Raw genomic sequence first — 23,772 nt, forward strand, 5'->3', positions numbered from 1 at the left:
CGCTCCTTCGCTGAGCCGGGCCCGATGGTCACCACTCCACCGGGACTTCCTCGAATCCGACGACGATCAGCCCCTGCTTGACCCGGAGCTCCCGGCGGTCGATCGCCAGCCGCAGCGTGGGCAGCCGACGCGCCAAGGTGCCGAGCACCACTTGCAGTTCGGCCCTGGCCAGCGGTTGCCCGAGGCAGAAATGGGGGCCGGCGCCGAACGAAAGGTGCTGGTTGTTGGTGCGGCGCAGATCCATCCGCTCCGGCTCGGGGAAGCGCCGCGGATCGCGGTTGGCGATCGCGGGACTGACGATGACCGTGGAGCCCGCTCCGATCTCCGCGCCACCCACCGCGATGTCCTCGCTCACATAGCGCGGCACCCCGATGCTGGGATTGGTGTCGAAGCGCAGCACCTCGTCGACGGCGCTCGGCACGATCGACGGATCGGCCACCACCGCCTCGAAGCGGCTGCGGTCGGCGAGCAGCATCGCCGTCATCTTCCCGATCATGTTGGCGGTGGTCTCGTGTCCTGCCACCAGGATCGCCATGGCCGTGACGATCAGCTCCACCATGTCGAGCCGGCCGTCCTCGCTGTCGGTGATGTTGATCAGCTCGCTGAGCAGATCGTCCCCGGGCTCGGCCCGTTTCGCCTCGATCAGCTTGGCCAGATAGATACCGAAGTCCTGCCGGGCCGCGTCCACTTCGGCCTTGCTGTGCCGGGTGAGCGTCAGGATCGCGTCCGACCAGGCAGCGAACCGGTGCAGATCCTCGGTCGGCACTCCCAGCAGATCGCCGATCACCCGGACCGGCAGGATCGCGCCGATGTCCCGGGCGATGTCCGCCCGGGGGCCGGCCGCGACCATCTTGTCGACCAGTTCGTCCGCGAGCGCCTGGATCCGCGGCCGCATGCTCTCCACCCGCTTGATGGTGAAGGCCTTCGCCATCAAGCGGCGCCAGCGCAGATGCCCTTCGCCCTCGAAGATCTTCAGCCCGCTGGTCGCCTGCCGGCTGAACACCCCGCCGTCCTCGCTCGCCCCGATCCGGGACTCGGCGTCGACCGGTATCTGCCGGGTGAAGCGCGGATCCGCGAGCAGCGCCCTGGCCTCCTCGTAGCGGGTGACCAGATGCGCCTCGTCGCCGCTGGGCAGCCGCACGGCGACCACCGGGCACTGCTCCCGCACCTGCTCCCACTCCACCGGCGGATCCAGCGGTACGGCGCCGGTGAACGGGTAGTCGAGCAGGTCCCGCCCTGTCGCGTCAGGCTGGGTCCCGTGCATCACCGGGCACGTCTGCGCCGGGCCCGGCGCCGCTTCGGTCAGCGGCGGTTCGGTCGTGGTCATGCGAGGGCTCCCTTGTCGGTGATCATGGATGGGGTCGGCCTCACCAGGTGACCGGAAGGTCGATCAGGCCGCGCATGAACGCACCCTCGCGCCACCGCAGTTCCTCGTCGGGGACGGCGAGTCGCAGCCCCGGGAAGCGCCTCAGCAGGGTGCCAAGGGCCACCTGGAGTTCCATCCGGGCCAGCTGCGCCCCGATGCAGTAGTGCGGCCCGTGTCCGAAGGCCAGGTGCGGGACGGCGGCCCGCTGGAAGTCGATCTCGTCGGCGCGGTCGAACACCGCGGCGTCCCGGTTGGCCGAGGTCTTGGCGAGGAGCACCGAGTCGCCCTTGCGGATCAGCACGTTCGCCAGCGGCACGTCCTCGGCCGTCCACAGCGGCAGTCCGGCGAAACCCAGCGGCAGATAGCGCAGCAGCTCCTCGATCGCCTCGGGCAGCCGCTCCGGGTGCGCAAGCAGCTCCTGCCACAGGTCGGGCCGGGTGAGCAGCGTGTAGGTGAAGTTGGTGATCTGGTTCTGGGTGGACTCGTGGCCGGCCACGAACAGCAGCATCACTATGGAGTGCAGCTCGTCCATGCTGAGCCGGTCGCCCTCCTCCTGCACCTGGATCAGCTGGCTGATGAGGTCGTCGTCGGGGGTGCGCCTGCGCTCCTCGAGTACCTCGGCCATATAGGCCTTGAACTCCGCGGTGGCGTGCGCGACCTCCTCGGGCGTGTGGTCGCTGATCGAGAGCATCGCGCGCACCCAGGAGTGCACCTTGCGCTGGTCCGGTGTGGGCACGCCGAGCAGCTGGGCGATGATGGTGATCGGCATCGGCAGACACAGCGCGGCGACCAGGTCCGCGGGGCCGCCGCTTGCCTCCATCGCATCCAGCAGCTCATCGGCGGTGGCCTGCACCCGGGGCCGCAGCTCCTCGATCCGGCGCACCGTGAAGGCCTTGGTGACCAGCCGTCGGATCTGGGTGTGCTCCGGTGGGTCGGTCATCGGCAGGATCGCCGAGCGGGCCTTGCCGATGTCCTTGGTGGCGGCTGTGACCGCACGCCCTTCCATCGGAGCCCGCCGGAATCGGGAATCGGTCAGTACGGACTTGATGTCCTCGTACCGCGTTACCAGCCAGGCGTCGCCGCCGTGCGGCATCCGGACCTTGCTCACCGGCTCGTCCACCCGCAACTTGGCGTAGCGCGGGTCGTGTTCGAGGCGTACATCCTGGGCGAAGGGGCAGACCGGCGGCTCCTCCGTGTCCGAGCCGACCACTTCCGTTTCGTTGATCATGTCAATGCCTTCCAGTACCGGCCCAGTGCCTGCAGGGCGTACCCGCTGGCGAGGAGATCGTCGGAATACCACAGATCGAGGAAGTACACGCCGAGCAGCGTCGGCTCCCACAGCGCTTCGGAGGTCTGCTCGTGCAGCAGCCGGCGCACCCCGCCCTGGACGGCCTCCTCCCGCGGGTCGGCGCCCGCGCCGAGCAGACCCATCAGGGCCCAGGCGGTCTCCTCCACCGAGGAGGGCGCGCCCTCGCCGTCACCCCAACCACCGTCCGGCCGCTGGTTGCGCAACAGCCAGGTGCGGGCCCGGCGCGCCGTGTCACTGCCGCCCAGCCCCAAACCGCCCAGCGCGTCCAGGACTTGACCGGTGCCGGCGGTGCTGCCGCGATACCAGAGGCAGGGCAGCGAGCCGTCCGGACGCTGGGTCCTGGCGAACCAGCGCACCGCCTTCGCCAGCGGAGGGGCGTCCGCGCCGAGTCCGCCGGCCAGCCGCAGCGCCGCCACCGCGTGGGAGGTGATCACCGCGCAGGGGGCGTCGAGGGCGACATGGTTGTCGCGGCAGAAGCAGCTCCAGGAGCCGTCCCTGTTCTGCATGGCCAGCAGCCAGTCGAGGCCCGCCCTGACCCGTGGATCGGTGGGCCCGCAGCCCGCGCCGGCCAGCGCCAGCAGCGCATCGGCCGTGTCGTCGCAGTTCGGCCAGCCCGACTCCACCGACCAGGCCCAGCCGCCCGGCGGGCAGCCGGTCGCCATGAAGCCGGCGTCCCACTGGCAGTTCCGAATCCAGTCGATCGTCGAACTCAGCCGCGGATCGTCGGCGAATCCGCACTCCTGCAGACCGGCCGCGAGGAAGGTGGTGACCGAGAACTCCAGGTCCCGATTGACCGCCCAGGAGCCGTCCGGCCGCGCCGTCAGCCGCAGATAGCCCGCCATCCGCTCGACCAGATCGGGCCGCACCCCCGCGCGGGCGAAGGCGAAGCACACCATGGAGACGAGCAGCGGCGACTCCTGCATGCCGCCTTCCTTGCCCTGGCTGAGCAGCAGCTCGTCGAAGTACGCGTACGCGCGCGGCTCGGCGAGCCGGGACACCGCCCGCAGGATCCGCCCCTGCGGCCAGGTGTGCCGCTGCATCACCGCCCAGGACAGGGTGACCGGCACGACGAACGACACCTTCTGGCGCAGCTTCCGGGGGAGCAGCGCCACCGCGGCCGGCATCCGGCGGATCCGCCGCTCGTCGTACAGGCCGGCCAGGGCCAGGAACTGCAGGCAGAGCACGTGCAGGGCGCAGCGGTCGGGGTCGGCGACCGCGGCCATCCCACCGCGGCTCTCGATCCAGTCGAGCCCGCGCCGCACATCCTGCCGTGATTCCTCGGCGGCGAGCAGCCGCAGCGCGGCCACCGCGAACGCGGAGGCCGGCAGTGTGGCCGGAGTGCCGGGGCCGTCGCCCCAGCCACCGGTGGGGAGTTGGTTCGCGCGGAGCCAGTCGAGCGCGCTGCGGATCAGCTCGGCCGAGCCCTCCGGGTCGGCGAAGTGCAGGGCGACCGCGGAGGTGGCGGTGGAGATGGCGGCGGAGGGCAGGTGGTCCTGCCAGGAGCCGTCCGGGCGGCGCACGGCGAACAGCTGCCGAGCGGCCGAGTCGATGGCCCTCCGCACCTGGGCAGGCGGCCGTGCTCCTGATGCGATCACGTTCACTCCGGATACGGGGGCAGGGAAAGGCCTGCAAGGACGGGACTCTTCGAGGACCGGGAAGGGGAGGGACGGGCAGGGTCCCCCGACGATCGCAGGGCGGTGACGGTGGCGTCGACAGCGTTCGGACAGTCCGGTCGGGGTGCCCCGATCGGCTACCCCACCAGACGACTGGGTGCCTTCTGGAGGACACCGTGCGCGGCGCCGGCCTCACGCGCCACCCGTCTGCCGCCGAAGTAGATGACGCCGACCCGGGCCAGCATCGTGGCGATGTTCAGGAAGATGAACGCGGCCCGCAGAGCGTCCGGGCTGATGGCGTTCTCGTGCATCCAGGTGCCGAGCGCCCGGCCGAACCAGTGCGTGGATCCGTACGAGAACGACAGCTTGGCCAAGGTGATGGCCACCCAGGCGGCAACGAAAGCCACTCCGGTACGGGAGAAAGCCTGTTGCCTTCCTGCGTCGTACTCGAATCGCATGAACGAGGAGGCGGCGAGTCCGAGAAGCGCGCCGAGCAGGACCGCACCTCCTTCGAGTAGCAATCCGTTCTCGGAGGTGTCCATTCCGCGGAAGAACACAGGGACCAGCACGAGGGCACTGACCAGGGGACGGAGGATTCTGAACGCACCGACTCTGCGCCGCCCGATATCGCTTTCCAAGGCAATGGCAAAGACGATGAGATTGAGCCAATACGCACTGTTCACTGGTCCTCCGGCCAACGGAAACAATTCCGATTTCAGGCTAGGGACGGCACCAACAGATGTAATCGAACCCCGGGTTGATCTCTGCCGCAGGCATGGTTGTGACGATTCAACCCTGGGGTGGACCAGGGGGGAGGGCCCTCGGGCGGAGCAGAGTGGCGGGCGCGGCACATGACGCCCGACGGGTCATGAGTCGCCGATGGAGGCCAGCCCGTTGCGGTAGGCGTAGCGCACCGCCTGCGCACGGTCGCGCACCTGGGCCTTGGCGAAGATTCGGTTGATGTGCGTCTTCACGGTCGCCTCGCTGACCTGCAGCAGCTCCACCATCTCCCGGTTGGATCGGCCGGCTGCGATCAGGCGCAGCACATCGCACTCACGAGGCGTCAGCCCGTCCGGTACGCCCTGCTCGGCGGTTGCCGGTTCCGCCTCGCCGGTGTCGAGCGCGTGCTGTGCGCCCCGGGACACCAGGCCACGGCCTTCGGCGGCCGCCACCAGCGCCTCGCAGATCTCCTGCCGGCCCGCGTCCTTGGTGAGAAAGCCCAGCGCTCCGGCCCGGAAGGCCTCGGTGACCTCAGCGTCGTCGACATAGGTGGTCAGCACCACGAACCGGATGCCCGGGTCCACGGCCCTGATCCGGCGAATCGCGCCGACCCCCGACAGCAGCGGCATCCGCAGATCGATGAGGACCACGTCGGGCCGGGCGTCCAGAACCACGGACACCGCCTCCTCGCCGTCGGCGGCCTGCCCCACGACGACGATGTCGGGCTGAAGTCCGAGCAGGACGGCAAGGCCGTCACGCACCACGGGATGGTCGTCCGCGACGACCACGCGAACGGGCGATCTGCGCCTGCGGGACGGGTCGGTCGTGGTCATAGCGGAATCCTCAGGTGTACGCGCCAACTGTCTTTGTGCGGACCCGCGTCGAGCAGGCCACCGACCACCTCGGCCCGTTCACGCATCCCCGCCAGACCGTACCCCGTGCCGCGCTCCGCCAACCCGGCGACGCCCTGGTCGCCGCCCGCCGGGGCGCCGACGGGCTCCGGCACCCGATTGACGACCGTCAGCTCCACCTCGCCCGGCCGGTATCGCAGTTCGGTCTCCACCCGGCTGCCCGGAGCGTGCTTGCGGACATTGGTGAGCGCTTCCTGGGCGGTGCGGTAGAGCGTCATCGTGATGTCGGCCGGCAGCTCCACGGGGTCGCCGACGGCACGGAACTCGGCCGCCGCACCGTCCTGTTCGCGGTAGACGCCGATGATGCCGACCAGCAGCTGCTCCAGCGGCAGGGTCTCGCCGCGCAGCGCGAGGATGGCGCGCCGGGTCTCCACGATGCCCTCGTTGGCGAGCTGTTCGGCGCGGCTGACCCAGGGCCGGATCCGGTCGGCGCCCGCGTCGTCCTCCACCAGGGCGTCGATCGCCTTCAACTGGACGGAGAGCGCGGCGAGTGAATGGGCCAGGATGTCGTGGATCTCCCGCGCTATCCGGGTGCGCTCCGCGAGGGTGGCGGCCCTGGCGTGCTCCTGGGCGGCGTACTCGGCATTGCTGAGCAGGAGTTCGGACTGCTCGGCACGCTGCACGTACTGCCAGCGGAGGGTGCCGAGCAGTGCGCAGGCGAACAGCAGCAGCAGATGCGGTACGGCGAACCCCCAACCGGCGGCCAGATGCCCCGCCAAAACGCCTGCCGTGCAGGCGACGCCCAGGGCGAACATGCGACGGTGCGCGAGCCGTGCGCCGGCGTCGGTGAGGGCGACGGCGGGGAAGGCGATGGCGCCGCTGTGCGGGCTGAGGCCGGCGAGGACTCCGCCGGGGACTCCGATGAGCACCCAGGCGATGGTGAGGGCGTACCGGGGGAGCCAGTCGGAGGCGAGCCAGAGCGGCCAGCCGGCGGTGGCCAGGGACAGCGTGATGGCGACCGCGAGGCCCTGGCCCTGCCAGCCCGGCCGGGGGTCGACCCGGGCGATGTTGACGATGAGCACGATGAGTCCGAGCAACCGGACGGTACGCAGCGGCCAGCTGAGCTGCTGTTGGAAGGGCGCGCCCAGAATGATCACGCCCGGTCGGCCTCCGATCCGGGTGCGGTTGCCGTCTTCGGTACGTACCGCACGAGCGGCCCCTCTCCGGAGGAGGTCGCTGCTGTTGCCGAGGCGCAGGTGCCGGAGGCCGACAGGCCCTCCGCCACCAGGGCGGCGCTCCGGGCGTCCGGCACCAGGAAGACACAGGTGGGGCCCGAGCCGGAGACGAACCCGGTCAGGGCGCCCAGCGTGCGGCCGACCCGCAGCGTGTCACGGAGCTTCGGCCGCAGTGAAAGAGCCGCCGGCTGAAGGTCGTTCGCGTGGCCCTCGCCAGGTGGCGCGGACGCGTACTCGTCGAGGGCCCGGGCGAGTGCCGGCGCATCCCCCGCCGCCAAGGCCTTGAGTACGGGCGGGAAAGGAAGCGGATCGGGTATTCGGGCCGCGCCCCGCAGCCGGTCGCACTCCCGGTACACCGCCGGGGTCGAGAGGCCGCCCGCCGCGACCGCCACCACCCAGTGCAGGGGGCCGCCGAGCGGCAGCGCGGTGAGCCGCTCGCCGCGACCCAGCCCCAGCGCGGCCCCACCCGTCAGACAGAACGGTACGTCGCTGCCCAAGTCTGCGCCGATGCGGAGAAGTTCGGGAAGGGCGAGGTCGGCCTCCCACAGTCGGGCACAGCCGAGCAGCGCTGCCGCCGCGTCGGCGCTGCCGCCCGCCATGCCACCGGCCACAGGGATGCCCTTGGCGATGTGCACGGCCACCGAGGGTCGGACGCCGAGCCGTTCGGCCAGCGCCGTGGCCGCCCGCGCCGCCAGATTGCCGCCGTCCGTCGGCACCAGGCCCGAGTCCGGGCCGGAGACGGTGATCCGCAAGGTGTCCGCCGGGGTGACCGTCACCTCGTCGTAGAGACCGACGGTGAGGAAGACGGTGGCCAGTTCATGGAAGCCGGCCGGCTCGGGACCACCGGCCGACAACTGGACGTTGATCTTGGCGGGTACCTGGATGGTGACGCCAGGAATCACGGGTGGGCGTTCCCTTCTGCGGGGGCGGCGGACCGATTCGCGTTCGCGCTGGTGTTCCGGGGCAGCGTACTGGCCGACCCCGATGTGCGGGGGCTGTTCCCCTGGGCCCAAGGCCACCGACTGCCTTGCGTACCCCTCAGTCCCCCGCACGCGGCACGACCAGCTCCGACTCGTACGCCGTCACCACACCGCTTGCTGAACAAGCGACCGCGGCTTCACCGTGCGCTCAGGCTGTGCCCCGCTCCTCCCAGCGGCCCCGGAACCACGCCAGTGTCTCGGCGAGCAGTTCGCGGTTGCGGTCCTTCTCCAGCACTGACAGACGGAAGTTGGGGCGCAGCTCCAGTTTGCCCTCCCGGATGTCTACCCCCTCCAATTCGTTGAGGCGGGTGAGGAGTTCGGCGCGCAGTGCGCGAGGGTGTGCTGCAGCCCGGAATGCAGGTCTTCCGCCCGCTCTCCGTCGGCCACCTCCTCGCCCAGCATCCGGAGCCACTCGTCGCCGGGCGACTGTGGCATGACGTGCTCGATGGTGAGCTGCGCGGCGGCGAAGTCCACAGGCTCCGGATGCTCGTAGCTTTCCTCCAGCCGCTGCAGCACCATCTTGCGCTGCTGTGGGCGTCCGAACTGGTAGAAGGGCGCCTTCCGGATCTTGTCGCGGAGCTCGTCGTCGGCGGGCCAGAACCGGTTGTCGGCGGAGAGCAACTGGTGCGGTCAACCGCGTCCGGGCCCTCGATGTGATCCCCGCCGATCATGCACCGGCAGGGGAAGATCCCTGGGTGAGTTCACCGTTGACGTGGTGCTGACGGCGCGGTCGTGCCTGTCGTACGGGTCGCCGGTTCGGCGCGGTGGTTCGGCGGTGGCTGCGAGCAGGGCGGCGTCGTCGTCGACCCGGTCGGGGGTGTTCAGGAGTTCCAGGGCCCGTTCGGTGATCCGCTGGGGGTCGGAGCGGGCGGCGGCGGGCAGGGCGTCGCAGGTCTGGCGCAGGGCAGTCAGGCCGTCGTCCAGGGACAGGGAGCGGTTCTCCACCAGGCCGTCGGTGTAGAGGAGCAGGCCGGTGCCGGGTGGGAACTCCACCTCGTGGTCGACCGGGGTGCTGCCCAGTCCCAGCGGCAGTTCTGGGGGCAGCTCCAGGTAGGAGGTGTCGGCGGCTAGCAGCAGGGGCGGCAGGTGCCCGCTGGCGGCGTAGCACAGGCGGTGGCGGTGTGGGTCGTAGACCGTGTAGAGGCAGGTGGCGAAGCGTTCGGTGGTGAGCGACTGCAGGTAGGCGTCCAGCCTGGTCAGCACCTGGGCCGGGCCGGCGCCTTCCAGGGCGAGGCTGTGCAGGGCGGAGCGGAGTTGGCCCATCAGCGTGGCGGCTTCCACGTCGTGGCCCATGACGTCGCCGATGGCCAGCCCCACGGAGCCGTCGGGCAGGGCGAGAACGTCGTACCAGTCGCCGCCGACCTCGGCGCCGCGGTTGCTGGCCCGATAGTGGGTGGCCAGGCGCATTCCGGGCACCTGGGGCAGGCGGTGGGGCAGCAGGGCGCGCTGCAGGGTCAGGGCGAGGCGGCGCTCGTTGTGGTAGCGGATGGCGTTGTCGTAGGCCAGGGCCAGGCGGTGGGCGAGGTTCTCCAGATACTTGTGTTCGACCGCGGAATAGCCGCCGGTGTGCCGGACCAGTACCAGGGCCCCCAGCGTCTGGTCATGGGCGTGCAGCGGCAGGGCCAGCACGGCGGCGGGCGCCGGGTGCGGGCCGACCGGGGCCGGGGCGGTGCCGTTGATCGCGCGGGTGGCGGCGGTGGTCAGGGCCTCGTCGGCGAGAAGGGGGGTGCCGGCGATGTATGGCGGGGGCGACTGCGCCGGGGCGGGTGCCGCAGGGGTGAGGTGGACGCTGATCTGGTCGGCGAAGTCGGGCAGCAGGATCTCACCGGTGGTCCGCAGTATCTGGTCCGGGTCGAGGGTGGCGGCCAGCCGCAGGCCCGCTTCGGCCAGGGAACCCAGCACGGCCAGCTGGTTGCGGGTCTCGGTCAGGGCCTGTTCGCGCAGCCGGGACAGTTCCAACCCGGTGCGGACACGCGCCAGCAGCTGGCGCGCGGAGAAGGGTTTGGCCAGGTAGTCGTCGGCGCCGGCGTGCCGGCCCTGAACGGATTCCTCCTCGCCGGCGCGGGCGGTGAGCAGGACGATCGGCAGGCGGGCGGTGCGCGGGTCGGCGCGCAGTGCCCGGACCAGCTCGAAGCCGTCCATGTGGGGCATCATCACGTCGCTGAGCACCAGCTCCACAGGCTGCGCCAGGGCCATCTCCAGGGCGGCCCGGCCGTCGGCGGCGAGCAGCACGTCGTAGTCGGGCCGCAGGAGCTGGGTGAGGTAGGCGCGCATGTCGGCGTTGTCGTCGACGACCAGCAGGCGGGCCCGGTGGGGGCGGTCGGTTTCGTGCGGGCTGGGGCCGTCGAGGGCGTCGGGTGCGTCGAGGGTCGCGGGGGCGTGCGGGGCGCGCGCCGCCGAGGTGTTCGCGGCGGGGACGGGGTCGGCCGACAGCCAGCCCAGTGCCTCGTCCACATAGGCCGCGGTACGGCTGGGGTGGCCCCCTCCGCTTTCCCCGGGGAGGTCCACGGGGGGTCCGGCGCCGGCCGCGGGTGGGGGCGGGCGGGGCGGCTGGGCGGTGGCGAAGGGGAGGTCCACGGTGAGGGTGGTGCCCTGGCCGAGGTGGCTGTCCACGCCGACGGTGCCGCCGTGCGCCTCCACCAGATCCTTCACCAGCACCAGGCCGAGGCCACTGCCCTCGTGGGAGCGGGAGCGGGCGCCGCGGACCCTGTGGAAGCGCTCGAACAGGCGCGGCAGCTCGTCCGCGGAGATGCCGGTGCCGGTGTCGGTCACGGTCAGCCTGGCCCGGTCGCCTGCCGTGGCCACCCGCACCAGGGCGCCGCCGGTGAAGGTGAACTTCAGGGCGTTGCTGAGCAGGTTGAGGATGATCTTCTCCCACATCTCCCGGTCCAGGGGCACCGGCTCGGGCAGCGGCGGGCAGTCCACCGCCAGCGTCAGCCCTGCCGTCTCGAAGGCGGACCGGAACACCCCGGCCAGCTCGGCCGTGGCACTGGCGAGGTCGACCGGCTCAAGGGTGGGGCGGGTCTGCCCGGCCTCGGCCCGGGCGACGTCCAGGAGGGTGTTGACCTGCTTCAGCAGACGCAGGGCGCCGCGCTCGGCCAGCTCCAGCTGCTCGTGCCGCTCGGGCCGGTCCTCGTCGGCCAGGGCCTGCTGGAGCGGGCCCAGGAGCAGGGTGAGCGGGGTGCGGAACTCGTGGCTGACGTTGGCGAAGAAGGCGGTCTTGGCCCGGTCGAGCTCGGCCAGCGCCTCCGCCCGCCTGCGCTGCTCTTCGTGCGCGAGCGCGGCCGACAGCGCCCCGGCCACAGCTGAGGCGAGCACCTCCAGGAAGTCGTGGTAGGCCCCGGCCGGGGGGAAGCAGGGGTTGACGCCCACCACCAGCACGCCCTCCACCTGGCCCGCGGCGTGCAGCGGAAGGGCCAGCGCCTGCTCGACCGGGAGCCGGGAGGCCGCGGCGTGCTGCCCGGCCATGCTGCCGCCGATGAACGCGGCGGCCGGCAGCGTGGCCGGGGTACCGTCGGCGACCACCTGCGCCAGCCGGGCCGCCGCCTCCGGCCCGTCGGCCGCACTCAGCGAGCCGGTCTCGGGCGCCGGCCGGAGCCCGGTGGAGGCCGCCGGCCGCTGCATCCCCGGCTCGGAGACCAGGTACAGGCCCAGAAACGGGATCTCGTCGGGGTAGGAGGCCGCCACCTCGGCGACCACGCGGGCGACCTCGCCCGGAGTGGGCAGCCCGGCCGTGCGCGTGCCGGTCTCGCTCAGCAGGCGCAGCCGGCGCTCGCCCAGTACCCGGCCGGTGGTCTCGGTGAGGATCTGCAGTACGCCGCCGGCGGTGCCGTCATCCAGCAGCACGGGCTGGAAGGCGGAGTCGAAGTAGCACTGCTCCAAAAAGCCGTGGCGCTCCATGATGAGCAGCTCATCCGGGACCAGCAGGGGCTTGCGGGAGTCGGTCACGTAGTGGAAGTGGGAGCTCACGGGGTGGGCCCAGACCTCGGGGAATATCTCCTTGTAGGGCCTGCCGAGCGCCCAGGGGTGTTTGGAGCCGACGATCGGTGTGGAGCCCAGGTTGTACAGCGTGGCGAATTCGGACCCCCAGTAAAGAGCCATCCCATGCTCAGAGGTGAGCATGAGGCTCAGGGTTTCCACCAGTGGCCCGGGCCAGGAGACGGGGGGCCCGAGCGGCGTCGCCGCCCAGTCGATCCCTGACAGAAGCTCGCCGAACGCACCGCCGTCGGCGAACACCCGGGCCGCCGCGGTGCGCGGGTCATCGCGCCGGGTCATCGATCTTCCTCCTGGCGCCTGTGTGATCCGCCCGCGCCTCCCAAGGCTGCCGACGGCCACTCGCTGCGGACCTCCCGGGCAGATCGGACGCCGGATCCGACAGCTCTGACGCCACTGTTACCCGAATTGGCCATTTGAAACTATTAAAACCCCATTTGCTCAGCAGTGTACGCCTGTAACCGCACGCCGACGGCGGTGCTCGTCGACCAGCGGTCCCTGGGGCCGGCCGACGCGGTCGGCGTCGACGGGCAAGGCCGGGGCCGCGCGAAGAGATGGTCGAGGTGTTCGATTTGCCTGGAGTTCACCACGATCAGGTGAATCGGTCCGGTTTGAGGAACCCGTTCGATGCCTGTGCAAGTCACACACCTTGCACTGCACCACATATGCCCCAGGGGGGACCATGAGCCAGCAGCAGTACCCGCCGCAGCAGCCCGGATGGGGCGGCCCCCAACAGCCCTACGGACAGGCGCCGTTCGGGCCGCCGCCGAAGAAGAAGGCCGGCACGGGGAAGGTCATCGGGCTGGGCTGTCTCGGTCTCGTCGGTCTCTTCGTTCTGATCGCTCTCATCGGTGCTGTCGCGAGTGGCGGCTCCAGCTCGAACGACTCCACGAGGGTCGACGACAAGAAGACCGGTGGTTCCACGGCCGGTGGCTCCCCGTCGAAGGGCCACGAGGCGGCTGACGCCGCCGAAGGCAGTGATGACAAGGCCGAAAAGAAGGCCGGCAAGAAGGCCGTGATCTTCAAGGTGTGGGGCACCGCGCCCGCAGGCGCCCTCGGGCCGCTCAACATCACCTACGGGTCCGACTCCGACAACCGCGACGGCGCCTTCGAGAACGGCAAGTTCGAGGCCACCCTGCCTCTTGACGACGACGCAATGTACTTCAGCGTCACGGCACAGCTCCAGGGGTCCGGGGACATCCACTGCTCCGTCACGGTCGGCGGGAAGACGAGGAAGGCCCACGCGGCCGGCGACTACAACATCTGTATGGCCCAGCTCAGTTCGGGTCTGCTGGGAGGGTGGAACTGAGGATGGTCGACAGCACTCCGCAACCGCCCGCCACTCCGCCACCGCCCACCACTCCGCCACCACCCGCCTTCCCGCCGCCCCAGATACTGACTTCGCCGAGGAGACACCGCAGCAGGGCGATCGTCATCGGCTCGGCCGCCGCCGTGATCGCCGCGATCGTCACCACAGGCGTGGTCGCCGTGCGGTCCACGAGCGACGACGGCAAACCGGCCGGCGTCGCGGCACCGAGCGTCCCGGACGCGGACGCCGTCAGCCCCGTCATGGAGCCTGACCCGGAACCGACTTACGTCCAGGTCGACGCTGACAGTTTCTCGATCGACCTGCGCACCACCGCGCGGCAGTGCTTCGGATCAGCGGGCTGCAACGTGACCGTGGAACCGGAACTCACCTACCTGGGCAGCAGTGGGGATCTCGACCCGGACGCCGTCTACGAGATCACCTACGAGATCCACGGCGACCAGTCCGGACCGGTGATCCAGACCGCCGAGCTGACGAACCGGACCAGGCTCAGCTACACGCCGTCACTGGTCAGCACCGCTTCGGCGAGCACGGAGCTCTCCGTGGAGATCACCAACGTCCAGCAGGGCTGAGGCGATACAGGGATCGGGATCGGGATCGCGCAAGGTCAGACCGCCACCGTCCCGGGTGCGGCCGACTGGGACACCGGCAAGGTCGGCATCCACAGTCTGAGCGCCACGGCAGGCGGCAACGCCACACCAGGGCACCAAGATCACGGCTGTCCAATAAGTCGGCGCCAGCCGCCAGGCCAGTACGGCTACTTCAAACCTTCGGCGCACATCGTCTCCGACGTCTCCGACGTCTCCGACGTCTCCGACGCCCAGACGTGCCGGGCCGGCTGTTGGCTGGAGTCTTTGCCCTTGCGGGTGATCCGCGGCGTCATTCCACGCGAGCGTAACCAGCGCCGCGCGTGGTCGCAGTCGTAGCCCTCGGCGCCATGAAGCTTGTCCGCCCTGCGGCGTTGTCGGCCGCGCCGTGAGCGGATCGGCGGGAGACGGGCGGTCCGCTCAGCGAGCTCGGGCGGGCCCCCGGGGTCGTCGCGTTTTCGTCCAGCCAGGAGTCCCGATCTCGTACCTTTCGCCGCTGTCGGAGGAGATCTCTACAGGCCCGGCATACAGCCCGACTCGTCTGTCCACTCGGCGCGGCGAGGCTCAAGCGCTTGCCATCTGTATCTACCCCGCAATCGGGAAGTCGGGGTGATCCGGAAATCCTCGGCGGAGCGGGCAATCATGCCGAGACGTGGAATTCTTCTTTCCGCTTATTGGAGTGTGCGGACCGAGTGTGCCATTTCACACACTCGAGGCTTCGATCCCGGTGTCCTTGAGGGTGGGCGGCTTCGGGGCTGGCACTGCGGGGCCTCGGCAGGTGCGCCCACCTGCACAGAAGCGGAAGCGGGAGCATCGAAATGATGGCATATCACCTGATACGTGCCAGTGTTGCGGCTCCTGGGCAAGTGCTCCTACCGGCAACCGGAAATTCACAATCGACGTACCCGATTTTACTAAGTGCTGGTGGAGTTCCGTGACGGCACTATCTAAAGGAGTGCCCGCGTCGCACTTAGATAATCTTCAGCGCTCAAGCATGTCTCGAGGTGGGCTTGAGAGGTCCTGGCGTCCGGTCGGGTAAAAAGGCATTGTTGCCTCTGCGGGATCGACGGAGTAATTGGTTGAAATCGAATCGATTCCGCATCGACGGGGAACAAGACAACTGTGGACGGGGGAAAAGATCGTGGTCACGATCAATGTGCTAGGACAATTGGAGGTCATCGCGGGTGGGCGCGACCTGGCGCCGACCGCGCCGCGGGTCAAGGCGGTGCTGGCACTGCTGGCGCTCAACGCGAACCGGGTGGTCAGCACCGACACCCTGTTCGCCGAGCTGTGGGACGACCGGCCGCCGCGGAGTGCGGCCACCACGCTGCAGACCTACGTCTACCAGTTGCGCCGGATCCTGGACTCCATACCGCAGGGTGACCGGCGCTGCGACATCGTCACCAAGGCGCCGGGCTACGTCCTGCGCACCGGGGGGACCGACGCCGAACGCTTCCTGACCGTGGCCGAGCAGGGCCGCTGTCTGTGGCGGCAGGGGCATGTCGCGGAGGCGGCCGAGCGGTTGCGGCAGGCACTCGGTCTGTGGCGCGGGCATGCGCTGGCCGACATCAACCTGGGGCCGGAACTGACGATCCACCGGGCGCACCTGTGCGAACTGCGGCTGCGCGTGCTTGAGTTGCGCATCCAGGCGGACGCCCGGCTCGGCCGGCACCAGGAACTCATCCCCGAACTGCGGTCGTTGGTCGCGGAGCACCGGCTCAACGAGCGGCTGCACGCCCAGCTGATCGACTCACTACGCGCCGCGGGCTACCGCGCCGAGGCGTTGCGGGCGTACCAGGACCTGCGCAGGGTGCTCAAGTCCGAGCTCGGTCTGGAACCGGCCCCGGACGTGCAGCGGCTTCAGGCCGAGGTGCTCAAAGGGGCGCACGGCGGCTCCGTGACCACCCTGCTGCGCACCGGCTGAACCGGCGACACCTACCCGACACCCGACCTCAACACCCCACAACCGACAACCGACAACCGACAACCAGGGACGGAGCCTTGCTCCGTCCCTGGCCGGTACGCGGCTGCCCGGGGCGGTCGCGCCATGCCGTTCCGGCTGCTCCGGAGTGGTGACTTAGCCATCGTTCTGTGAGGAGAACCCTGGCCATGACTCGTGATCCATCCTTGAACTTCTCGGGCGAACCGCAAGACGATCCACCCCACTCCCGCAGCGCCGCCCGTGCCGTGATCACCTACGGGCTGCTGGTCCTCGTACCGCTGGCGCTGGCGCTGCTGCTGTTGAGGTACGGCGTCGATCATCCGGTGAAGGAGATCACCGGCGCGACGAAGGTGAGCGAGCCGGCCGATCTGGTCGGGCAGGTGCTGGTGGCCGGGGCCGTCGTGGTCGCGGCCGCGGGGGTGCTGGGGCTGGCGGCTCGCGCGGTCGGGCAGTCGCCGGTCGTCGGGGAGATCCTGGCCGGCCTGCTGCTCGGGCCTTCGGTGTTCGGGGAGTTGGCCCCCGGCCTCTCCAAGGAGGTGTTCCCCGCGGCGGTGACGCCGATCATGAACAACCTGGCGCAGGTCGGCGTCGTCTTCTTCATGTTCCTGATCGGGCTCGAGATGCCGCTGACCATGCTGCGCAGGCTCGGCGGCAAGGTGCTCTCCGCGGGGCACGCGGCGCTCGCGGTGCCGTTCCTGCTGGGCATGTTGGCCGCGTTGCGACTGCGCGACGAGTACCAGCCCGACGGAGTGCACACCGGGCCGTTCCTGCTGTTCGTGGCGCTGTCGGTGTCGGTCACCGCGTTCCCGGTGCTGGCCCGGATCCTCGCCGACCGCGGCCTGATAGGCACCCGGCTCGGCGCGATGGGCCTGGCCATGGCCGGTGTCGGCGACGTCACCGCCTGGTGTGCGCTGGGCGTGGTGGTCGCCGAGGTGCGCAGCGACTCGCCGCTGGGCGTGCTGGTCGCCGTGGCCGAGGTGCTGGCCTTCACCCTGGTGCTGTGGTTCGCGGTGCGCCCGGCGCTGGCGCAGGTGCTGCGGGTGCTGGAGAGCCGGCACAGCGGGGCGCTGCCGGTCGGCACCCTGATCACCTTCTTCGTGCTGATCTGCGCGGTGACCACCAATGTGCTCGGGGTGCACGCGATCTTCGGCGCCTTCCTGGCGGGTGTGGTGATGCCGCGCTCCTCCCGGACCGTACGGGACTTCGCGCACCGGACCGAGGGCCTGGCGCTGTGGCTGCTGCTGCCGTTCTTCTTCGCCGCGGTGGGTCTGCAGACCCGGCTCCAGTCGGTGTTCTCGCTCTCGGCGCTCGGCGTGCTGGCCCTGGTACTGCTGGTGGCGGTGGCCGGCAAGATCGGCGGGACGTTCGCGGCGGCCCGGCTGGCCGGTGAGGGCAACCGGGAGTCGTTGGGGCTCGGCGTGATGATGAACTGCCGCGGCCTGACGGAGCTTGTGGTGCTCAACGTCGGTCTGTCGCTGAGGGTGATCGACTCCCGGCTGTTCGCGGTGCTGGTGGTGATGACCCTGGTGACCACCGTGGCGACCGACCCGATGCTGCGTCTGCTGCGGCTCGACCGGCTCTCGCACACCCCTGGAGGCGGCTTGCTCCCGGTCGAAGTCCCCACCCAGGCTCAGGGAACGGCCGGGACACGTCAGCCATGAGAGCCACGAGAGCCATGAGGAACGAGCAAGGAAGACGGGGGATCTGATGAGTGATCACGACATAACCAGTCCGACGAGTCAGGCGAGTCCGATGCGCCGGAGCGTCGACACACTGCACGACCTCAAGCAGCTCGTCCTGGACGGGCCCAGTCCCGCGGCCACCGAACGGCAGCACGCCAAGGGGAAACTGACGGCGCGTGAGCGGATCGCCGTACTCCTCGACAAGGGCTCCTTCCAGGAGGTCGAGGCGCTACGACGCCACCGGGCCACCGGATTCGGGCTGGAGGGCAACCGTCCGCACACCGATGGTGTGATCACCGGGTGGGGGAGCGTGGAGGGCCGCACGGTGTTCGTGTACGCCCACGACTTCCGGCTGTTCGGCGGTGCGCTGGGCGAGGCGCACGCCCAGAAGATCCACAAGATCATGGACCTGGCGATCGCCGCGGGCGCCCCGCTGGTGTCGCTGAACGACGGTGCCGGCGCACGGATCCAGGAGGGTGTCTCCGCGCTGGCCGGCTACGGCGGGATCTTCCAGCGCAACACCCGCGCCTCCGGGGTGATCCCGCAGATCTCGGTGATGCTCGGCCCGTGCGCCGGCGGCGCGGCCTACTCGCCGGCGCTGACCGACTTCGTCTTCATGGTCCGCGAGAGCTCCCAGATGTTCATCACCGGGCCGGACGTCGTCCAGGCCGTCACCGGCGAGAAGATCACCCAGAACGGCCTCGGCGGCGCCGATGTGCACGCGGAGCTGTCGGGCGTGGCGCACTTCGTCTACGACGACGAGCAGACGTGCCTGGAGGAGGTGCGCTATCTGCTGTCCCTGCTGCCGCAGAACAACCGGGAGCAACCGCCGGGGGTGTTCACCGAGGACCCGGCCGACCGGCGCGGCGAGGCGCTGTACGAGCTGGTGCCCAGCGACGGGAACCGTCCCTACGACATGCGGGCGGTGATCGAGGAACTGGTCGACGACGGGGTGCACCTCGAAGTGCACGAGCGCTGGGCGACCAACGTGATCTGCACCCTGGCACGGCTCGGCGGGCGGGCGGTGGGCATCGTCGCCAACCAGCCGCGCTCACTGGCCGGGGTGCTGGACATCGACAGTTCGCAGAAGGCCGCCGGGTTCGTGCAGACCTGCGACTCCTTCAACATCCCGATCGTCACCCTGGTCGACGTGCCGGGCTTCCTGCCGGGCGTCGACCAGGAGCACGACGGCATCATCCGGCACGGCGCCAAGCTGCTGTACGCCTACTGCAACGCGACGGTGCCACGGATCTCCGTGGTGCTGCGCAAGGCGTACGGCGGTGCCTACATCGTGCTGGACTCGCGTTCCATCGGCGCGGACCTGGCGCTGGCCTGGCCGACCAACGAGATCGCCGTGATGGGCGCCGACGGTGCCGCGGGCGTGATCTTCCGGCGGGAGATCGCCGCCGCCGAGGACCCGGAGGCGGTACGCAGGGCACGCACCGAGGAGTACCGGGCCGAGCTGATGCACCCGTATTACGCCGCAGAGCGCGGCCTGGTGGACGACGTCATCGACCCGGCCGAAACCCGGGCCGTACTCGTCCGCGGCCTGGAGATGCTCGCCACCAAGCACGCCGACCTGCCGATGCGCAAGCACGGCAACCCGCCCCAGTGACCGGGCCCGCCGCCGAGGAGCGGCCCGTGGTGCGGCCCGTGGTGCGGATCGTGCGTGGGCGGCCGACGCCGGAGGAGGTGGCGGCGGTGACTGCGGCGCTGGTGGCGGTGGCCGCGGCCCGAAATGCTGCCGGGGAGCGGTCGGGGCCGTCCGGGCCCGGTGCCGCGCGCTGGTATCGCTGGGAGCGTACGGCCGGGTTCCGGCCGGGGCACAGCTGGCGTCTGGCTCGGTGACCCGGGGTCGCCGCCCTGGGGCTGACTGAGTTGCGGGTCGTGCGTGGGCGGCTGGCGTCCGGGGAGACGGTGGCGTTGCCGGCGGTCGTGGTGGCCCGCGCTGCTGAGGGGCGGTCGAGTCCGTCCGGGCCCGGCACGGCTCGCTCATATCGCTGGTAGCGCTCCGCCGGGTTCCGGCCCAGGCACAGTTGGCATCTGGCCCGGTGACCGTGGGGCGGCCTGTGTTGAGGGTCGGGGCCGTCCGGGCTAGGTGCTGCCCGCCGGTGCCGCCGGGAGCGCACCGCTGTGTTCCGGCCCGGGCACAGCCGGCGGCTGGCCTGGTGATCAGAGGCGCTTCGAGTGGCCGTCGAGTGTGCCGGACGACAGTGGCCGTATGGCAGCTTTCACCGGTGCACCGAGACTCGAAGAGATCGCCGACGGGGTCCACGCCTTCCTGCAGCCCGACGGCGGCTGGTGCCTCAACAACGCGGGGCTGGTGGTCGACGGCGGCACCGCGCTGCTGATCGACACCGCCGCCACCGAGGCCCGGGCCAGACGGTTGCGCGAGCTGGTCGCGGGCACCGCGCCGCAGCTCCCGCGGCTGCTCGTCAACACCCACTCGCACGGCGACCACAGCTTCGGCAACCACCTCTTCCCGGAAGCGGTCGTGGTGGCCGCCGAACGGACCCGGCAGGAGGCGATCCGTACCGGACTGCACCTGACCAGCCTGTGGCCCGACGTGGACTGGGGCGCGGTCGAACCGGCCGCGCCCCAGGTCACGTTCGCCGGTGAGCTCACGCTCCACATCGGTGAGCAGGAGGTCCTGCTGCGCGCCTTCGGCCCCGCGCACAGCTCCTGCGACACGGTGGCGTGGCTGCCGCAGCGCCGGGTGCTGTTCGCCGGCGACCTGGTGATGAACGCCGTCACCCCGTTCGTCCTGACCGGCTCGGTCAGCGGTCTGCGCGACGCGGTGGCCCGGCTGCGGGCGCTCGACGCGGCCACCGTGGTACCCGGCCACGGCCCGGTCGGCGGCCCGGAGTTGCTGGACACCACCGAGCGCTACCTCGCCTGGCTGCTGGACCTCGCCAAGGCCGGCCTGGCCGAGGGACTGGACCCGCTGGAGGCGGCCCGCGCCGCCGACCTCGGCGAGTTCGCCGACTACCTGGACACCGAACGGCTGGTGCCCAACCTGTACCGCGCCTACGGCGAACTCCGCGGCGGACGCCCGGAGGACTTCGCCGGCATCGACGAGATGGTCCGCGGCATGGCCGAGCTGCACGGCGGCTTCCCCGCCTGCCACGCCTGACGCCACGACTTCCACCTCATTACGCCTGACGACACGACGTTTCCCACGGGGAGAGGACTCACCAATGAGCACGAAGGACGAGAGCGGCCCGGTCACCCTGATCGCGGTGCTCGAAGCGCCGGTCGACAACACCGAGGAATTCATCACGGGTTGGCGCGCCCACCTGGAACTGCTGCGCACCGCACCCGGCTTCCGCGGTGCCCGCCTGCACAAGGCCCTGCGCACCGACCACCGCTTCCCGCTGGTCGCCGTCGCCGACTGGGCGAGCACCGCGGACCTGGCCGCCGCGGCGGCCGGCGAGCGGGGCGGCCCGGGCGCGGAGAAGTACGCCAGGACCGTCCACCGCGGGGTCTACCGGGTGATCGGCGAGGTCGCCTCCGGGCAGCGGGCGGACGGCGCGGGCGTGACCATGGTCAACGCCTTCGAGCTGCCGGACGAGCGGGTCGAGGAGTTCCTGGACGCCTGGCGGCCTCGGGCCGAGCGGGCCAGCGAGTCACCGGGCTTCGTCGACTTCCGGATGCACCAGGCGGTCGGCGAGGCCTCGCTGCCCCTGGTGAACGTCGCCCACTACGCGAGCGTCGAGGCGTGGAAGGCGCTGCAGGCCGACCCGGAGTTCCAGGCCCGCAAGGCCGTCAACCCGCCGTACGCCACCGCCAATCCGGGCCTGTTCGAGGTGGTCGCCGAGGTGGCCGCCGAACCGGTGTGAACCGGCGGACCACTGCTTCCACGCGGGCTTGAGCGGGCCGCGAGAGCGCCCGCACAGACTTCTTGACGACTTGTTATCAGCAGGAGGAGCGATGGTGGATCAGGCTACGACCGATGTGGTGATCCTCGGCGGCGGGCTCGCGGGTCTCACGCTCGCGGTCCAGCTCAAGAACGCCCGGCCGGAGACGGACGTGGTGATCCTCGACAAACGGCAGGGCCTGGCGCCGGAGGCGGCGTTCAAGGTCGGCGAGTCGACGGTGCCGGCGGGCGCGCACTACTTCGCACAGACCGTCGGGATGAAGGAGCACCTGGAGAAGTTCCACCTGAAGAAGAACGGGCTGCGGTTCTTCCAGCCCGCGGGCGGCAACCAGGACCTCACCCGGCGGATCGAGCTCGGCCCGCGGGATTTCCCCGCCCACGACAACTACCAGATCGACCGCGGCCGGTTCGAGAACGAGCTGACCCGGATGGCGCTCGACGCCGGCGCGGACCTGCGTCAGGGCGCCGCCATCACCGACGTGGAACTGCGCGAGGGCGACCAGGACCACACGGTGACGTACACCCAGGGCGGCGAGCAGCGGACGATCACCGCCCGCTGGCTGGTCGACGCGGCCGGCCGCGCGCACTTCGTCCAGCGGAAGCTGAACCTCGCCCGCGAGGTGGCGCACACCATCAACGCCTCCTGGTTCCGCCTCACCGGCGGCATCGACCTGGAGGAGTGGGGCAGGGACAACCCGGGGTGGATGGAGCGGATGAACCGCCCCGGCATCCGCAAGTTCTCCACCAACCACCTGATGGGCGAGGGCTACTGGGTGTGGCTGATCCCGCTGGGTTCGGACCACATCTCGGTCGGCGTCTGCGCGGACCCGCGGGTCCACCCGTACGAGGGGATCCAGACCTTCGAGAAGGTCCAGGAGTGGCTGCGCGTCAACGAGCCGCAGCTGGCCGAGGTGGTCGACGGCCGCACCGGCGACGTCGCGGACTTCATCAGCCTGAGGGACTTCGCCTTCGGCACCGAGCGGGTGTACTCGCCGGACCGCTGGATGCTGGTCGGCGAGGCCGGCGCCTTCGCGGACGCCTTCTACTCTCCCGGCTCGGACATGATCGGCTACGGCAACAGCGTCACCACCGACCTGGTCACCCGGGACTTCGCGGGCGAGGACATCACCGAGCGGCTGGAGTTCTACAACGAACTCCACCTGCGCACCTTCCAGTTCGTGCTCTCCAAGGTCGAGGACCACTACCCGGCCTTCGGCAACCCCGCCGTGATGGTGCCGAAGCTGTGCTGGGACGCCATGCTCAACCACGTCGGTGTGGTGCTGACCTTCGTCAAGGACCGCTTCCTGGACTACGGGTTCATGCGGCGCGTACGCGGCGACCTCGAGAAGCTGTTCACGCTCAACGACCGTGTCCAGCAGGTCTTCCGCGAGTGGAACGAGCTGGAGAAGGTCGTCACCGACGGCCCCGCGGCCGCCTATGTGCCGGCCAAGGCGATCAAGGACAGCCACGCCACCCTGGTCGTCGACTACACCGACGACGAACTGGCCGCCGAGCTCGCCCGGGACGTCCGGGTCGCCGAGGCCCTGGCGGTCGCCGTCCTGCACCGGGCCGCCCGCAAGCTCGACGCCGGCCTGGACCCGGAGGTGCCGGTCAACCCGTACGCGATCAGCCTGCGTCCCGGCGACTGGCAGCGCGACGGTCTGTACACCGGGCCGGTGCTGCTGACCCTGGCCCAGGCGGAGGAGATCTCCGAGGGCAGCCAGGGCCTGTTCGTGGACCCGCTGCTCGACGGTGCGGCATGAGCGAGCACCGCGCGGCGAGTGTTTTGCAGCAGGACCCGGCCCTGGTGGACCCGCAGGCGTTCCGCAGCGTGTGCGCCCACTGGGCCACCGGCGTCACCGTGATCACCACCGGCAGTGCCGAGCGGACGGTGGGACTGACGGTGAACTCCTTCACCTCGGTCTCGCTCGACCCGGCCCTGATCCTGGTCTGCATCCACAACGACTCGGGCGAACTGCCGCTCTTCCGGCGGACCGGCGCCTTCGCGGTGAACATCCTGGCCGCCGACCAGGAGGAGCTGTGCCGGTCCTTCGCGAGCCGGCACACCCGGCACACCGTCGAGGCCGACACCCGGCCGGGGATCAGCGGTGTGCCGGTGCTCTCCGACGCGCTCGCCTATCTGGAGTGCCGGATCGACCGAGAGGTGGACGGCGGCGACCACGTGATCGTCATCGGCGAGGTGATCGACCTGGCCGTGCAGCGCGAGGAGGGGCCGTTGACCTTCTTCCGCAACACCTTCCACCGGCTGCCGGCCGCCTCCTGAGCACCG

At 70.6% G+C, this 23,772-nt stretch carries 20 protein-coding genes; 10 read left to right on the plus strand and 10 right to left on the minus strand.

What is annotated here, in order from left to right; translation table 11 throughout:
• Positions 1 to 28: 28 nt before the first annotated feature.
• The 10 genes from RKD20_RS31425 to RKD20_RS31470 all read right to left on the minus strand — a co-directional run bounded on the left by RKD20_RS31425 (position 29) and on the right by RKD20_RS31470 (position 12,349).
• On the minus strand, positions 29 to 1,327 hold the full coding sequence (locus RKD20_RS31425; protein WP_424880646.1) for a cytochrome P450: 1,299 nt from the start codon (positions 1,325 to 1,327) through the stop codon (positions 29 to 31).
• A gap of 40 nt (positions 1,328 to 1,367) precedes the next feature.
• Positions 1,368 to 2,594 (minus strand): cytochrome P450, encoded by a 1,227-nt coding sequence (locus tag RKD20_RS31430; RefSeq protein WP_424880647.1) that lies wholly within the window; start codon positions 2,592 to 2,594, stop codon positions 1,368 to 1,370.
• The gene (locus RKD20_RS31435) at positions 2,591 to 4,270 is read right to left on the minus strand and encodes a prenyltransferase/squalene oxidase repeat-containing protein (RefSeq protein WP_424880648.1); all 1,680 of its coding nucleotides are present in this window, start codon (positions 4,268 to 4,270) and stop codon (positions 2,591 to 2,593) included. Before RKD20_RS31435 ends, RKD20_RS31430 begins: the two co-directional genes overlap by 4 nt.
• Positions 4,271 to 4,425: 155 nt before the next feature.
• Positions 4,426 to 4,971 carry a hypothetical protein gene (locus tag RKD20_RS31440; RefSeq protein ID WP_424880649.1) on the minus strand — a complete coding sequence of 182 codons (546 nt, stop codon included), beginning with the start codon at positions 4,969 to 4,971 and terminating at the stop codon, positions 4,426 to 4,428.
• Between the two features lie 183 nt (positions 4,972 to 5,154).
• Entirely contained in the window at positions 5,155 to 5,841 is a 687-nt protein-coding gene (locus tag RKD20_RS31445) for a response regulator (protein ID WP_424880650.1), read from the minus strand.
• On the minus strand, positions 5,838 to 7,016 hold the full coding sequence (locus RKD20_RS31450) for a sensor histidine kinase (protein WP_424880651.1): 1,179 nt from the start codon (positions 7,014 to 7,016) through the stop codon (positions 5,838 to 5,840). Before RKD20_RS31450 ends, RKD20_RS31445 begins: the two co-directional genes overlap by 4 nt.
• Positions 7,013 to 7,996 (minus strand): 4-(cytidine 5'-diphospho)-2-C-methyl-D-erythritol kinase, encoded by a 984-nt coding sequence (locus tag RKD20_RS31455; protein WP_424880652.1) that lies wholly within the window; start codon positions 7,994 to 7,996, stop codon positions 7,013 to 7,015. The genes RKD20_RS31450 and RKD20_RS31455 overlap by 4 nt, the downstream gene beginning before the upstream one ends.
• A 226-nt stretch (positions 7,997 to 8,222) precedes the next feature.
• Complete coding sequence (locus RKD20_RS31460; protein ID WP_424880653.1) at positions 8,223 to 8,369, minus strand: hypothetical protein; 147 nt, start codon at positions 8,367 to 8,369, stop codon at positions 8,223 to 8,225.
• Positions 8,357 to 8,695 carry a GmrSD restriction endonuclease domain-containing protein gene (locus tag RKD20_RS31465; RefSeq protein WP_424880654.1) on the minus strand — a complete coding sequence of 113 codons (339 nt, stop codon included), beginning with the start codon at positions 8,693 to 8,695 and terminating at the stop codon, positions 8,357 to 8,359. The genes RKD20_RS31460 and RKD20_RS31465 overlap by 13 nt, the downstream gene beginning before the upstream one ends.
• Before the next feature lie 9 nt (positions 8,696 to 8,704).
• Positions 8,705 to 12,349, minus strand: coding sequence for a SpoIIE family protein phosphatase (locus tag RKD20_RS31470; protein ID WP_424880655.1), 3,645 nt, complete (start codon positions 12,347 to 12,349; stop codon positions 8,705 to 8,707).
• A gap of 400 nt (positions 12,350 to 12,749) precedes the next feature.
• Between RKD20_RS31470 and RKD20_RS31475 the strand changes: the two genes are divergently transcribed.
• From RKD20_RS31475 to RKD20_RS31520, 10 genes are all read left to right on the plus strand, one after another.
• The gene (locus RKD20_RS31475) at positions 12,750 to 13,376 is read left to right on the plus strand and encodes a hypothetical protein (RefSeq protein ID WP_424880656.1); all 627 of its coding nucleotides are present in this window, start codon (positions 12,750 to 12,752) and stop codon (positions 13,374 to 13,376) included.
• 2 nt (positions 13,377 to 13,378) lie between these two features.
• Positions 13,379 to 13,966: a hypothetical protein gene (locus RKD20_RS31480; RefSeq protein ID WP_424880657.1), complete on the plus strand. Its 588-nt coding sequence runs from the start codon at positions 13,379 to 13,381 to the stop codon at positions 13,964 to 13,966.
• A gap of 1,156 nt (positions 13,967 to 15,122) precedes the next feature.
• Positions 15,123 to 15,905, plus strand: a complete 783-nt coding sequence (locus RKD20_RS31485; protein ID WP_028807432.1) for an AfsR/SARP family transcriptional regulator — start codon at positions 15,123 to 15,125, stop codon at positions 15,903 to 15,905.
• A gap of 185 nt (positions 15,906 to 16,090) precedes the next feature.
• Positions 16,091 to 17,584 carry a cation:proton antiporter gene (locus tag RKD20_RS31490; RefSeq protein WP_424880658.1) on the plus strand — a complete coding sequence of 498 codons (1,494 nt, stop codon included), beginning with the start codon at positions 16,091 to 16,093 and terminating at the stop codon, positions 17,582 to 17,584.
• 91 nt (positions 17,585 to 17,675) lie between these two features.
• Positions 17,676 to 19,220, plus strand: coding sequence for an acyl-CoA carboxylase subunit beta (locus RKD20_RS31495; protein WP_424880659.1), 1,545 nt, complete (start codon positions 17,676 to 17,678; stop codon positions 19,218 to 19,220).
• A gap of 41 nt (positions 19,221 to 19,261) precedes the next feature.
• Complete coding sequence (locus RKD20_RS31500) at positions 19,262 to 19,453, plus strand: acyl-CoA carboxylase epsilon subunit (protein ID WP_424883371.1); 192 nt, start codon at positions 19,262 to 19,264, stop codon at positions 19,451 to 19,453.
• A 373-nt stretch (positions 19,454 to 19,826) separates the two neighbouring features.
• Entirely contained in the window at positions 19,827 to 20,738 is a 912-nt protein-coding gene (locus RKD20_RS31505; RefSeq protein ID WP_424880660.1) for an MBL fold metallo-hydrolase, read from the plus strand.
• A 64-nt stretch (positions 20,739 to 20,802) separates the two neighbouring features.
• Complete coding sequence (locus RKD20_RS31510) at positions 20,803 to 21,444, plus strand: antibiotic biosynthesis monooxygenase family protein (protein ID WP_424880661.1); 642 nt, start codon at positions 20,803 to 20,805, stop codon at positions 21,442 to 21,444.
• 91 nt (positions 21,445 to 21,535) lie between these two features.
• Positions 21,536 to 23,245, plus strand: coding sequence for an NAD(P)/FAD-dependent oxidoreductase (locus RKD20_RS31515; protein WP_424880662.1), 1,710 nt, complete (start codon positions 21,536 to 21,538; stop codon positions 23,243 to 23,245).
• The gene (locus RKD20_RS31520) at positions 23,242 to 23,766 is read left to right on the plus strand and encodes a flavin reductase family protein (RefSeq protein ID WP_424880663.1); all 525 of its coding nucleotides are present in this window, start codon (positions 23,242 to 23,244) and stop codon (positions 23,764 to 23,766) included. Before RKD20_RS31515 ends, RKD20_RS31520 begins: the two co-directional genes overlap by 4 nt.
• The last annotated feature ends 6 nt before the right edge of the window (positions 23,767 to 23,772 follow it).

This window comes from Streptomyces sp. SLBN-8D4 (assembly GCF_049739545.1).
Lineage (GTDB): Bacteria > Actinomycetota > Actinomycetes > Streptomycetales > Streptomycetaceae > Streptomyces > Streptomyces canus_C.